Annotated in this window: 8 protein-coding genes; all 8 read right to left on the bottom strand. The window is 35.5% G+C overall.

Annotation, left to right across the window (positions count from 1 at the left end; translation table 11 throughout):
• Positions 1-40 precede the first annotated feature (40 nt).
• Positions 41-2164 carry an energy transducer TonB gene (locus tag E0F91_RS07055; protein WP_132065663.1) on the bottom strand — a complete coding sequence of 708 codons (2124 nt, stop codon included), beginning with the start codon at positions 2162-2164 and terminating at the stop codon, positions 41-43.
• Between the two features lie 19 nt (positions 2165-2183).
• The gene (gene deoC / locus E0F91_RS07050; RefSeq protein ID WP_132065611.1) at positions 2184-2927 is read right to left on the bottom strand and encodes a deoxyribose-phosphate aldolase; all 744 of its coding nucleotides are present in this window, start codon (positions 2925-2927) and stop codon (positions 2184-2186) included.
• A gap of 257 nt (positions 2928-3184) precedes the next feature.
• Positions 3185-3466: a VanZ family protein gene (locus tag E0F91_RS07045; protein ID WP_243698860.1), complete on the bottom strand. Its 282-nt coding sequence runs from the start codon at positions 3464-3466 to the stop codon at positions 3185-3187.
• An 88-nt stretch (positions 3467-3554) separates the two neighbouring features.
• The gene (gcvH, locus tag E0F91_RS07040; RefSeq protein ID WP_132065609.1) at positions 3555-3935 is read right to left on the bottom strand and encodes a glycine cleavage system protein GcvH; all 381 of its coding nucleotides are present in this window, start codon (positions 3933-3935) and stop codon (positions 3555-3557) included.
• 86 nt (positions 3936-4021) lie between these two features.
• Complete coding sequence (gene sov / locus E0F91_RS07035; RefSeq protein WP_132065608.1) at positions 4022-11167, bottom strand: T9SS outer membrane translocon Sov/SprA; 7146 nt, start codon at positions 11165-11167, stop codon at positions 4022-4024.
• Between the two features lie 25 nt (positions 11168-11192).
• Entirely contained in the window at positions 11193-11774 is a 582-nt protein-coding gene (gene ruvA / locus E0F91_RS07030) for a Holliday junction branch migration protein RuvA (protein WP_132065607.1), read from the bottom strand.
• Between the two features lie 88 nt (positions 11775-11862).
• A complete protein-coding gene (locus E0F91_RS07025; RefSeq protein ID WP_132065606.1) occupies positions 11863-14151 on the bottom strand; it encodes an NADP-dependent malic enzyme in 2289 nt (762 codons plus the stop codon).
• Between the two features lie 157 nt (positions 14152-14308).
• The gene (locus tag E0F91_RS07020; protein WP_132065605.1) at positions 14309-14734 is read right to left on the bottom strand and encodes a CBS domain-containing protein; all 426 of its coding nucleotides are present in this window, start codon (positions 14732-14734) and stop codon (positions 14309-14311) included.

Here is a 14734-nt window from a genome sequence, read left to right as displayed (position 1 = left end):
AAACAATTCATAAAAAGAGTACTAAACAATAAAATAACAATTAATAGTCAAAATACCAATTAAAGATGTCCGCTCTCAACCCCACAGTAAGCCAATTCGTGCTTTCACTAAAAGCAGTTGCAGTATTTTTAGTGGGGTCAAAACTCCTATAAATAAAACTGCCAAATAACTTTAAATTAGTTGTCGGATTTACTAAGTATCCTGCTTGAAAATCAGCAATAAACACAGCCGTTTTATTTCCTTGCCCTACTTTTACCCCACTATCAAATGGTCTGTTTTCATCATAATCCTTGTAAATATTACCCCCGTAATTAAAACTATCTTCGATCGTATCAAAATCCAGTCCTCTTGTTCCCAAAGTGACTTTTGCATCAGCAAAATACCTTCCTTTATGATAGCGCACAATAGCAATCAACTCCTTAAAATTGCCTCCCCATTGATGACCCAGACTTTGATTGTTGTGCCCGTAATTTGTGATTGGCATGCTGTGAGAATAGACATAGGGCCGAACATGATTGTACTCTAATTGCAGGAGTAAACCATCCATTTTGAAAGCATTGTAATATTTGGCTCCCAACTGATATCCGTATTTATTTTTCCAACTATTATCGCCTTTTTTGACATCTCCTAAAGAAAACTCATCTAAAATAAACTGACCATAAAAATTAATCTGATTACTCCATTTGTATTTATAGGTCAACCCTAGAATAGCATTTCCGCTTCTGGCCGAAGAAGCAAATTCAACAGAACGGTAAAAAATAATTGGATTTACAAAACTCACATCAAATCCTCTGTCATTCGAATTAGTCCAAACAACCGATTCAAAGAAACCAAGATTCAATCTATTAGAAACATTCCAACTCAAATAGTGATTTGCCATGAACTTTGTAGCATACGTTCTTTCTAATGTAACCTCTGGACGAACATCTTTGAGCCACATATACGTATTGGTATATTTTATTTTCCAAAAATTAGTATTCAATTTAAAGTAAGGATACGGACTAGCGCCATCACTTTCTAATAAAGAGCGGTATCCATCTCCAATAAAATTCCTTCCATAACCCAATTGCAAATCAATATGTTTGCTTGGAGCAAAAGTTAAATTGGCTTCTGCCAAAGGAAAATCATACGCATCCGTTTTAAAATCCTTTGCAATTCCCATCCCTGGAATAATTGCAGGATTTCCCCCCGCAGGTTTTATAGATTCTGCATACCGATTGTAATAATCCGCAAAACGACCCTGACTTTCAAAAACGGTTGTGGTAAAATTGAGGTTCTTGCCTAACCCTCCACGAAAATTAATTCCACGGGTATTGACATAAGTATAAGAAGTTTCACTTCTTGAAGCCTTACCAACCTGCAGATCAAATATAGGATTCAGCGTAAACCAATAGTCATCCCCTTGAATTTCTACTGCGTTTTCATTCCATAATTTCCTTGCCCACCAATTGGTAGCTTTCTTTTTTAAGTTTTCCTGTACTGATTTCAGATTATAATATTTTGACACTTCAGCATACGTATAGGGTTTTGAAGCAGTATGATTGTTACTGCCCATCTGATTTAACGAAGCATCGAACTGTGCATAATAACTATGTGAAAAAGGAACATTTAAATGACTATCCAGTTCAGGATTGTCAAATTTCTTATATACGATGCTATCCAGTTCAGTTAATTTTTGAGAGCTACTTGGTACAATTTTGGCTTTCGCCAAAGCTTCTCCAACTACTACTTCTCTACTTTTCAAGGGGACCGCTATTGCCATGGTAAATTTAGCATACGTAGGCTTTCCATTATAGGTTGCTGGTTGAATTTTTGGAAATTTACCAAAAACTCTCTTTGTTTCTTGTATCAATTCCTCCTCCGTGGCATCAATATAAATCACCTTAAAAGTCCCATTGCTATCAACTTCAAAAAGCACTTTGACATTTCCTTGAAAATCATTTTGTTTAAGACGATCCGGAACTTCAAAATTTGTAAAAACAAAATCCTGTACCTGATCATAAAAACAGGACTCCAACGCCATGAATTGTAAATTCAAACAGTCCGAAAAAACAGGAAAACGCTCAGCTGAGTTGCCGGATTGAACTGTAACGCTCGTAATTTCTTGAGCAGAAATAGAAAAAGAATACAAAATTAAAAACAATGACAACCAACCTTTGTTCATGCTTATTTTGTTGTTAGATTTAATATTCATTAGTTGAATTTTGACCATTAGCTATTTTTTTTGCACCAGAGGTCCCTATTCGTTTAACCCCTAACTGAATCATTGCAACAGCTTCCTCGTAGGTGCGAACTCCGCCGGCTGCTTTTACAGGAAGTGGCGAGGCGTTTTCAAGCATCATTTTTATAGTAGAAACAGTTGCGCCGTTAGGCAAATTATTATCTGTAGTATAGAATCCCGTCGATGACTTCACAAAAACCTTTTGAAAAAGTTCCTGTTCAAAATTGGAGACAATTACATTTTTTATCAAACTCGATAGTTGAATAATTTCTTTTTCGCTAAGTGCTGCCACTTCAATAATCCACTTGACTACTTTATTATTGACCAGACCCAACTGAGTACCTCTTAAAATTTCTTCTTTCACTAAATCAGTATCCCCGTTTTTGAATGCTTCGTAGTTACAAACAAAATCCAAATCATCGGCTCCATCTAGTATGGCTTGAACGGCCTCTTTTAATTTCTCTTCTATTGGTGATTTCCCCTCTGGAAAATCGATGACAGTACCTATTTCCAGAATAGAATTTGCTTGAGCAATCATCTTTTTGGCCAATGAAACTCTATTTGGACGAATCATAATAAGCTTAAAATGTTCCTCGATAGCCTCCTGAATAAATTCCTGAGCAACAAGAATATTTTCTTCTTCAGTTATTCCTGCTTGTTCTGCGGTTTTTAAATACGTAGAATCTAAGTATTGCTTTATATTCATGGCATTTTGATTTCTTAGTTATAGCAAATTCTAATGCACAAAAATACATTTTATCTGCAAACAAGTTTGAAATAAAAATTTTCTCTTTATTTTTTTATTACTAAACCGCCGTTAAAAGACTTTTATAAATCACAACAAACTACCTGCCGCATGAAATTTAAAAAAAGACTTTTCAACAAGGCTATATTATCGATTCAACACGAATAAGTATAATAATGAAAAATCCCACCGAAGCGGGACTTTCTTTAGTCTTAAATTTATTTGAATTTAGTATTCAAATTAAATAACCAAATTAACAGTATTGACAAAGTCGCTCCCGACATATTCGCTAAGACATCAAAGACATCTGCATGTCTGGTTTCTGTTAATAAGCCTTGTGCTGCTTCAATTGCTATTCCAAAAAAAACAGAAAACAGAAACGAAAACAGCAACGGTTTTAGATTATTCAAATTAGACGAACTACTTTTTAAAAATAAAAAGCACAAGGTTGTTAATACAAAATGAAAAAAGGCATGAACAAGCTTATCTAAATTTGACACATTCCCCAGAGGAACATTATTTAATTGCACCAAACAAAAAAAGGTAATTATTCCAGACCATACTAAAGCGGCCCAAAAATACAACTGTTTACGCACCTACTAATTCCTTATAGGATTCGCTGGAAAGTAATCCATCAACTTCTTCCAAGTTTGCTATTTTAACTTTAATCATCCATCCCGCACCATAAGGATCAGAATTTACACTTTCAGGCGTGCTTTCTAGCGCATCATTGAAAGCAATAATTTCACCTGCTATAGGAAGAAATAAATCCGAGACTGTTTTTACAGCTTCCACTGTTCCAAAAACTTCGTCTTTCTCTAACGACTGATCCAAAGTTTCTACCTCAACATAAACAATATCTCCTAATTCTTTTTGTGCAAAATCAGTGATCCCTACTGTTGCGATATCGCCTTCAATACTAACCCATTCGTGATCTTTCGTGTACTTTAAATTTGCTGGTATGTTCATCTAAATTGTAATTGATAATTATTAATTGAAATTTGCTGTTACAAATGTAACAATCTTCTGTTCAAATCGGGTTTAGATTTCGAAAATTAATTTCCAAAATTATACCGAATTGTAAATCCGGAACGAACATTGGTCAATGGAAAAGAAGTAGAGATTACTGCCTTAGAAAAAGAATGATCATAATAAAAAATTGCTGTCAAATTTTTGCTAAAAGCATAATCCGCTTTGACTTTTAAGGACCAAATGTTCTGCCCACCTGCTAACTGATTATTATCATAATCTAAATAACGAACAATGGTTTGGTTATTTCTGTAAGCTATATCAGCAGCCAAATTAATATCACTTTTTATTATTCCTGTTGGATTATCCGCTAATCTTGAAGAAAAAATGACGTCTTTAAAGCGATACCCTAATCCTACTATATATTCAACTCCTTTTACCTCTGTCAACAAATTATTATCAAAACTCATCGATAAAGCTCTGTCTTTTTTAATTTCGGTAAGCACTTTTAATGAACTTTTTAATTCAAAATCCATTCTTAAAAGAGGACTGAATTGCTCTACCAGATTAATATTAGACATAATCGTCTGATTGAAAAAATTACCGCTGGCATCCACTCCGTTTGGTGCATTGTCATATTCAAAGTTAGATCTAAATGCATTTATAGTATAGGAGGCTCTATAATTATGTTGCAAAGAGAAACGCTTGAAATTTTTCTTAAAAACCCCATAACGCATCAATCCATTATATTTTATTGCCCAGTTTGGGATAGGGAAACTTCTAAAAGCACCAAGAGAAACCGCAGATGCATCCCCTCCTGAATATGCTGCCAAAAAGGCGGGCAACAATACGGCCTGATTGTTTTTTCCAAAACCTAAAGGAAATCCTTCTGCATCTCTATTTATTGGATCATTAATATCAATTCCTCGTTCTGTAGCTAAACGATTTGCGACCGTAAGCCGGTTCATCCTAAAATCATCAAAAGCAGTTGAACTATTTTCATCACTTGTAGCAAATGAAGTTCTTATCAAAACTGTTGATATTGAAAAAATACCGGTGTTATAAGGAGATCTGGCATTGTAAACTCCATCCGTAACATCGTATTGCTCCGAGAAATTTTCTGAAAAAGCCCTATCCAAGGTCAAGTCAATTTTTAAATCGGGAAACAAATCTACATTGGCTGTAGCTTTAAAAAGTTTATTCGTTACCTGAGTGAAATTTTGGTTAAAGTCGGGGTAATTCGTCAGCCAACCGTTCTTAGCTGCCTCATACCTAACGTCATCCTGACTTCCAAATATAAAGCCTAATGAGGGCCTTGAAGACCCCAAGAACCCAACACCGGGCGTATATCCCGGCAAAATCGTACCGCTATTGTACGTGTAGTTCATTTGAATATTCTTAACACTGGTCAAAACTCCGATCAAACCATCAACAAATGCATTGTTTTTTGGAACTTGACTGGCATTGGTGTTTACTATTTTTTCGCCTGGTTTTGGCGCGATCATTTTCGGTTTTGGTTGTGTTTTGTTTGTGTTTTTAGTCAGTCCTAAATATTTATACAACATATCCATATTGAAGGCTGCATTTAAATTATTAGAACTTGCGTTTTGAATTGTATTTCCTAAATTATAATCGGCACCATCAATATTAATCTGAGACAATGCATTGGAGGTGCGTTGCCAACTGTAATCACCCGTGTAGGAGTAATTTGCTTTGATGAAACTAAATAATGGTATTTTATTAATTGGTATATCATAATTCACAACTAGTTGCTGCATGTGTTGGTTTGGATCTCCTATATCCCAATAACTATCCCAAATAGTAAAACTGTCAATGGGTTCATTATTTTCATTCAAATAGTTTTTTACAATATTGCTAGAGGATGCCGTATAATTTAATTTCAATGATTTGGTTAGATTATAGTTGAACCCATATTGATAATTAAAAGCGAAATTTCTACGGTACAAAGGATCAAGACCTATTCCTTCCACCTCCACTTGTCTAAATTGTTGGCGGTTGTATTGTCTATTGATATTAGTGTTAAACGAAATATTAGACGGCAAATAATTAAAGTTAAAGTCACTCAATAACTTCCAGTAATTACTTTTTTTAAAAAACTTAGCTTTCTTGAATGGCTCCACTGGTTTAGGTTGAAAAGTGTACGCATAATCAACAGAAGAATTTGCCTGCTGGTCTACGAAATCTTCAATTTCAAAATCATGTCGTTCCACTTCGTTAAAAGACTGAGAGAAGGTAAAATTTTCAGGATCGTAAACATGCTGTTTTTGTTCTGGTTGGCGTTCTTTTCTGACACCAATAAAATTGATGCTTTTTCGTTTGGTGTAATCAACCGCTCTGCTGGTTATATTGTCTTTCTTATTTTGATCTGTTGTATTATCTAACAACTGTTTTAATTTTATGTCTTGATTAAAAGGGTCGTACTCTGGCGTGATTGTTTCTTCACCAATAGCATAATTAAAAGGCAGATTGATACCCCATTTTTGAGGCAATAATTTTCCAAGGTTCACATTAGTCACTATCGTATATTGCTCCGTATCTTCCCGACTTCTTTCGTTAGGACCTTGTTCCAATGAACCAAAACCAATTGTACTTTTTCTGCCTGATGCGGAGACCGTTGCAAAATCAGCTAGATTTGTATCGACATTCAGTACCGCAGCCATTCCGCCTTGGTTGTCCATATCCGCCAAGCGAAGTTCATTAAACCAAACCTCTCCCTTAATATCATTGCGTAAATCACTGTTTTTTATCCCTACCATAAGAGTACGCACCAGCCCAAAATTAGGATTTCCTTTTATCCCTAACTTCAAGGCATTGGTTCCGTCCCCTTCTGGTTTAGAAGGGTCAGCATCTGGATAATAAATTCCATCTAGTGGCAATGTATTTGGATCCACACTCATTGCTAAAATTTTCAATTTTGTCAATAAAGCCAAAGACAAATCCATTTCATTTTCTTCTGGCCAAACTGATTCTGCGCTTAAAGGACTACAGTCAGAATTGGATGCAGAGGAAGGAACAGTTACTTTTAAAGGGATCTCAATTTGATAGAAATTTTGAGTAAAATCATTTCCAAAACGAATAAAACCAACCATCTGATTGTCTTGAAGAGGAATTTCACCAGGCAACGATTCAGCATGCAAAAACATTTTCAGTTTTTTAAATTGACGCATATCGATACTTACATTTTTAAAAACGGCTCGGGAATCTTCCGGTTCTAATCCGCCACCAGATACTCTCAATGCTAATGATTGCTCATTTTGATTTATTACGGTATTGTTATTAAATAATTGCTCTCTTTGTACTCCGGGAGGTGTAATATAATTCACCGGACATCTCTGATTATTTTCCTGAACGTTGACCGCCAAAACATCTAAATTAGTATTGTCATCATCACTGTTTGTATCATTAAAATCGAGCGTATTAGTGTATCTTCTCCACTCGCCACGCACTAAATCTAAGGCTCCAAAACGAACCGTAACCTCTTCACTAAAACCAGTCATAAACATCCTCATAAAACGAATGGATCTAAAATCAGAAATATTCCCAATAGTGTTTTCAGGCTGAGCAACAGGGATTTTAAATTGCAACCATCGGGCTTCGGTAGTGGAACCATCCGGCAAAGACACTTGTGTGTTTCTGATATCAGTAATGTAATTTTGTCCTACATTCATGTTGGGCTGAACATCAATACTATATTCATAATAGGCATTGATTGTATTCATGGTATTGTCTCGGTTGATATCTTCCACATCAGGAACGGTTGATGATCCTCTATTGGGGTCCGTAATGTCTACTGCAGAATTTCCGTCAGTACCATTGTACATTTTGTATCGGTCTATAATTCCTCCATCTGCATTCAGATAAAAGATATAATCATCAGCAGCAGGATCTAGTTCCGAAGCAAAATTAGTATACACAGCTCCTTCATTGGCATTAGCCAAACCATCTAAACCTATATCTTGATTTCTCCTATTTTCCACATTGGTATCAAAAGCATAAATTAATGACTGAGAAGCAGGAACATCTCCCCACAAAGGCCGTGGATTAACCAAGATTTGATCGGGACCCAACCCATTTTCATATTGTTTTCTTCCATCTTTTAAAACATCTTCTGAAATTTCCCCTAAATTGAAGTATATTTTTCCAATATTTGATTGTGGAGCCTGACCATTTCCTACATACGGATCTAGTACCCAAAACTGAATGTATTCTACGTTTCCTTGTTCAAAATTTGTTGAATTTAAGGAACGCATGATACCACCAAAATTTTCTGTTGGATTTGCGTTGACATTCAAACTATTGTTATAAGGACCTCTTTCAGATGGAAAATAAGTTAAATCCAAGGTGTTTACAACTTGCGTTTGTCCTTGTGCAATATCCGTCAAAGGATACAATTCCCTACTAAAAATTCTTCTGGTCTTATTGAAAGACAAGTCTTCATTTGAGATACCAACGGGCTTCTGGGTGTAAAAAATGGGATCAATTGAATACCAAGCTAATTTAGCTCTTTTGAATCCATAACTCAAGTCATTGGCACTTGCATTAAAATCATAACTACTTGTTGTGTTTCTGTCTGGTGTTGATGCTAAACTCCATGAATAAGGGGAACGCATGTCAATTGTAGACTGAGATCCTTCAAAATCATCTACATAAATAGTCGATTCTCCCTGAAACTGATCTGCTTTTGGCGAGTCCGGTTTCAAAAAAGCGATTTCGCCTCTTACCGATAGATTGGAAGGTACATCCGTGTCAATATTTGGCAATTTATTTACCAAACGGGTCAAGAAAGGAATTTCTTGAGAAAAATTAGTATTGAAACCGAAAATAGTATTGTTTACGGATTCCTGTCCAAAGCTGGATTTTTGTGTAAACGGTCTTTCCGACATTTTCAAGAAAGTTCCTCCAACTATAAAGTTATCTGAAATTTTATGTTCAATATTTAAACCCATAAACCTTCTGGTTTGTTGCCCAAAAACAGAGTTGTTTTCCAAGGAAACTTCGATGGGTGTATTTGATGCTTGCAAGGAGGGATCCAAAATTTGAACACGACCTAACTGATAATTCACGCTGTAATCAATCCCTTCTACTAAGAGTCTTCCTGCTGCGGTAACTACCACTGAACCTTGAGGAACATTGAATGCCCCAATTGGTATGCCATCCCCACCACTCGATTTGTATTTCCCTCGTAATAAGAATTTGTTTTTTTCACTATCCTGCAATGCTCCTGCCTGTGTATTTCGATACATGCTGCGGAACACATATTTCTTTTGATTTTCATTGTAAGAGCTGACAATGTTGTAATTTTCCGTGGAACCAGTATTTGACAACTTGGAAAATAGTAGTTCTCCAAAAGGCTCTTTGGTTGTAAATAGAATCCTTCCGTTTTGCGCATCGATTGTTAAACCTGGCATAAAATCAAAAAAACCGTCCCCTCCAGTTTGAGGATCGTTGTTATAATTTAATTTATCTAAATTAAACACCTTCAACAAAGGAGTCTCAGCAACTTCATTTTCTCTGGAGGGATTCGCTGGGAAAGGGCTTCCCGGCACCTCTGTAATATAATTTAGAGGCGAAGGATCTGTATAAAGAATATTAAATCTAAAATCTTCTTGCTTCAATTGGTACCCCCCTTGAATCTGATAAATGTTTTTCATCATCAAATTCCAAATTGGATTTTTAACATTAGTCAAATTGCTTTTCAACATTTTCAAAACCAAACTCTGCGAAATGATAGCCTGATTGGAAGGACTATTTCCTGTCACGACCGTTGCATCTACGCCATCGTTTCCAAATTCACCCACTTGGTATACTTTATCTCCAATGGTGTATTGATAAGCAACCGCTAAAACCTCATCATTAGCCAATCGCTGTTGTAACGAAATAAATCCTAGTTGTGGATTGAAGCTGTATTCGTTTGGATTCAGTTTTCTTGCGTTTTCTAATTTCGAATAATCCTGACCTTCACTCACCGTTACATTGAAACCAGAATTAGCAGTTACAATTTCACGAATATTAGGATTCAATAAACCCGTTCCAGCGTTTATTTGTGCTGGATTATAATCATTATTTGAATTATCAGTAGGAGAATCTGCAGGATTGTTGAAAATTCCAGTAGATGGATCTAAAACAACCACTTCGTTATCAGGCACACCGGATAATTGCCCTTCTCCTAAATCTTGAAGTGCAATGATGTTTCTCAGATTATTGTTGTTTGCCAATACCCGATTTTGCTTGTTAGTTACCCAAATTTCAATTCTAGAGATTTGGACTCTACTATCTATAAATGGATAATTTGCCAGGGATTTATCATATCGATTTCTAAAATATTGGGATAAGAAAAAGTGTCTGTCACTATCATAGTCCAAAGCAAACATTTCAAAATCCTCTATCGTACCTCCACCTTGCGCTATTAAGCTTTTCGTTTGTGATTTTTGCTCTGAAAAAACACCCGTTATTGTTGTTTTTCCAAATTGTAGTTGCGTTTTTACCCCAAATAAACTTTGAGCTCCCCGAATTAAAGAACTGTTCAGTGGCATGCTTACATTACCAACCTCAATTTTTTGAATAATATCATCCTCCGAAGGTGCGTAATCTAATTTAATTAAATTTTGAAACGCAAATGTAGACTGTGTATCGTAGTTCGCATTTACATTGAGCCGTGTTCCTACTTTTCCCATTAAGCTCATACTGATTCTTTGATCAAAATCGAAGGAAAGATTAGATCGGTTTCTAGGAGAAAAGGATGGATTATCCTGTTTTGTGTACCGCATTCCCAAATCCATTTCGACAGATCCTGTGGGTTTTACATCAATCGTATTGCTTCCAAAAATAGATTCGAAAAGGCCTGACTTTACATAATATCTCGGCAACAAGTCTCTTTTGGCGAGTTCACTACCTTCTTTCTTACCATCAATTGCATCTACTTTTTTCTTAAAATAATCTCGCATGGATTCTTTTAAGACTAAGTTTTCGTATTCCTTTGGCGTTAAAATAATAGGATAATTAATGGAAAATCCATCTACAGAATTGGTATATACATAACGATCCGTAACTGGATCATAGGTGTAAGCAGACAAAATACTCTGTGGGTTTTTTAGCTGTAGTTTTCCAAGAGAAAATCCAGTTTTTACGGTATCCTGAGCTTTCTGTTCTACTTGAGCTTGTGACACAAAACCACAAAACAAAACAAGTAAAAAAATACAAATTTTATGCATACAACTCGTGTTTCTTAAATACCTTTTAAAGATTTTTTAAAGCTTTTTTGATAATTGTTTCCACAGAAGCATCTGGATCTTCTTTGACAATCTTTTCTATAATTTTTTCTGAAGTTTTTCGTACAAATCCTAAAACTTCCAAAGCTGATAACGCTTCATCTCGATTTGTATTGCTTTGCGACATAGAAACTTCGTCTAAATCATATAATTTTAAGACTTTTTCTTTTAAATCTAAGATTACTCTTTGTGCAGTTTTACTCCCTATCCCTTTAATTGACTGAATGGTAACTACATCAGCAGAGGCTATGGCATTAGTAATTTGTTTTGGATCAAGTGAAGAAAGCATGGTCCGCGCGATGCTCGCTCCTATTCCGGAAACGGACAATAAAAGTCTGAAAATCTCTCGTTCTGACTTTTCTATAAAACCAAAAAGTGTATGCGCATCTTCCTTAATTTGAAGATGCGTATATACTTTTATGAAATCGGTATTGGGTAATAAAGAATAGGTGTGTAGGGAAATATTAACATGATAGCCTACGCCACCACAATCTATGATTATATGCGTTGGTGATTTCTCTGTTAATTTTCCTTGTAAATGTGCGATCATGATTAATAAAATATTGCCAAATATAATGAAATTAACATACTTTTATGTTTTACTGACAACTTTAACTATTTACTTTGATCCCATTTAATTAAATCTGCTTGGTTTTCTTTGCCTGTTTTTCTTGAGCATCGATTACTGCAATAGCGGCCATGTTTACCATTTCCTCCACGCTAGCACCTAATTGAAATATATGAACTGGTTTTCCTAGTCCTAACATGATAGGCCCAATAGAATCAATCTTATTTAATTCTTTCAGAAGTTTGTACGTGATGTTTGCAGAGTCCAGATTTGGAAAAATTAACGTATTTACTTTTTTACCTGCTAATTTAGAAAAAGGAAATTTCGCTTTTAGTAATTCTGGGTTTAAGGCAAAATCTGCTTGAATTTCCCCGTCAATTATAATATCAGGATGATTTTTATGTAAATAAGAAACTGCTTCTCTTACTTTGGCTGCGTTTTCGTTTGTAGAGGATCCAAAATTAGAAAATGAAATCATTGCAATAACTGGCTCTACCCCAAACATTTTAGCTGTTTTAGCGGTCATGATTGCTATTTTAGCTAAATCATCGGCAGATGGATTGATGTTTATCGCCGTATCGGACAAAAACATTGGCCCACGAGCCGTCATCATCATATTAGTAGTAGCAACGATAGAAGCTCCCGGTGCTTTTTCGATTAATTGCAGCATGGGTTTAACCACTGAAGGATAGCTTCTAGAATGTCCTGTTACCAGTGCATCCGCTTCGCCTTCGTTAACCATCATTGCAGCAAAATAATTGCGTTCCCGCATTAATTTTTGTGCATCTAAAAAGGAAATGCCACGTCTTTGTCTAGAAGACCAATACGTTATAGCAAATTTATTTCTTCTACCTTCTTCCTCATCAATTTTAGGATCTATAATTTGAACATCCGCATCAAAACCAATTTCTGCTTTTAACTCTAAGATAATTTCCTTGTTACCTAATAAAATTGGAAAACCAATTCCTTCTTCCAATACGATTTGAGCTGCTTTTAACACATCTAAATGGTCTGCTTCAGCAAAAACGATTTTTTTAGGATCCATTTTAGCTCTGTTTGTAATCAAACGAAGCATTTTGTTGTCATTTCCTAAACGATCTAAAAGTTCTTCTTCGTATTTATTCCAATCCGTGATAGGATTCAATGCTACACCAGAATCCATTGCTGCTTTGGCAACAGCCGGAGCAACAATCGTGATTAATCTTGGGTCAAAAGGTTTAGGAATAATATATTCTCTACCAAAATTTAATTTAGTAGCTCCATAAGCAATATTAACTTGTTCAGGAACCGATTGCTTTGTCAATGCCGCTAATGCTTTTACAGCTGCCATCTTCATCGCCTCGTTTATTTTAGTAGCTCGAACATCAAGTGCGCCTCTAAAAATGTACGGAAACCCAAGCACGTTGTTCACCTGATTAGGATAATCGGAACGACCGGTAGCCATAATTACGTCTTTACGAGTAGCTAACGCTAGGTTATAATCAATTTCTGGATCTGGATTTGCCATTGCAAAAACAATAGGATTATCTGACATGCCTAGTAGCATTTGTGCCGACATAATATCTCCCGTTGACAATCCTAAAAATACATCGGCACCTACTAGTGCTTCTTCCAGATTCATAGTAGGAATATCTTTAGCATATTTTAATTGCAATTCAGATAGTTTTGGATTGTCTTTTGTTAGCAACCCTTTGCTGTTGAACATGAAAATATTTTCAATTTTCACACCCAATAAAACATATAAATCAGCACAAGCCAATGCAGCGGAACCAGCTCCTGAAACCACTAATTTTACGTCTTCTGCTTTTTTATCTGCTAATTCTAATGCATTCAACAATGCCGCAGATGAGATGATAGCCGTACCATGCTGATCATCATGCATCACAGGAATATTTAATTCTTCCACCAACCTTCTTTCGATTTCGAAAGATTCCGGTGCTTTAATATCCTCAAGATTAATTCCACCAAAAGTTGGTGCTATATTTTTAACCGTTTGAATAAATTCTTCGATGTCTTTTGTTCCAATTTCGATATCAAAAACATCAATATCAGCAAAGATCTTAAACAACAATCCTTTTCCCTCCATTACTGGTTTTGAGGCTTCCGGTCCAATATCCCCTAACCCTAAAACGGCTGTTCCATTTGTGATTACGGCAACTAAATTCCCTTTTGCTGTATATTTATAAACGTTGTTTACGTCTTTAGCGATTTCTAAACACGGCTCAGCTACACCAGGAGAATAGGCCAAAGATAAATCTCTTTGTGTTGCATATTTCTTAGTGGGAACTACTTGAATTTTACCAGGAGTTGGCTTTGCGTGGTATAATAATGCTTCTCTTCTTTTGCTATTCTTTTCCATTGTTTTAGATTTTATTCTAGCGTACAAAGATAGGGGTCTAGATTTAAAAAAAGAGGACTTTTACCCCATTCTTTTATATAAACAAGCCTATTTTGATTCCAAAAAAAAAGCTGCATAAAATAGCAGCTTCCTATAATTATAACTTTCCATTCTTTATTTATTGCGTAATATAAGAGTTTAAATGTTGAATCGTATCTTTTTGCATCTCGATAATAGCTTTTACTACATCACTAATAGAAATAATCCCTATTACAATTTCATTTTCCAAAACAGGTAAATGACGAACTCTTTTTGTACTCATTAATTCCATGCAATACTCTAAATTATCCGATGGGCTCACGGTCACCACATTTGTTTCCATGATTTCATGAACAAAAGCTTTCTTGGAAGATTTTGCTTTCAAAACAATTTTTCGAGCGTAATCTCTTTCAGATAAAACCCCTTTGAGAACCGTATCTTCTATAATAAGAATTGCTCCAATGTTTTTTTCGCTCATCACTGTCAAAGCTTCGTATACAGTGTTAGTGGAAAGTATCGAAAAAACTTCCTTTCCTTTAGTGCTTAAAATTTGATTAACAGTCAT

Origin of the sequence: Flavobacterium sandaracinum (assembly GCF_004349135.1) — a bacterium.
Classification (GTDB): Bacteria; Bacteroidota; Bacteroidia; order Flavobacteriales; family Flavobacteriaceae; genus Flavobacterium; species Flavobacterium sandaracinum.
Note: the sequence above shows the minus strand (reverse complement) of the source record. Positions and strands in the feature narration are given on the sequence as shown.

Excerpts from the sequence above, each read along its gene's own strand:
- E0F91_RS07055 (WP_132065663.1), bottom strand. The coding sequence starts at position 2,164 with ATGAACAAAGGTTGGTTGTCATTGTTTTTAATTTTGTATTCTTTTTCT.
- deoC (WP_132065611.1), bottom strand. The coding sequence starts at position 2,927 with ATGAATATAAAGCAATACTTAGATTCTACGTATTTAAAAACCGCAGAA.
- gcvH (WP_132065609.1), bottom strand. The coding sequence starts at position 3,935 with ATGAACATACCAGCAAATTTAAAGTACACGAAAGATCACGAATGGGTT.
- sov (WP_132065608.1), bottom strand. The coding sequence starts at position 11,167 with ATGCATAAAATTTGTATTTTTTTACTTGTTTTGTTTTGTGGTTTTGTG.
- ruvA (WP_132065607.1), bottom strand. The coding sequence starts at position 11,774 with ATGATCGCACATTTACAAGGAAAATTAACAGAGAAATCACCAACGCAT.
- E0F91_RS07025 (WP_132065606.1), bottom strand. The coding sequence starts at position 14,151 with ATGGAAAAGAATAGCAAAAGAAGAGAAGCATTATTATACCACGCAAAG.
- E0F91_RS07020 (WP_132065605.1), bottom strand. The coding sequence starts at position 14,734 with ATGACTGTTAATCAAATTTTAAGCACTAAAGGAAAGGAAGTTTTTTCG.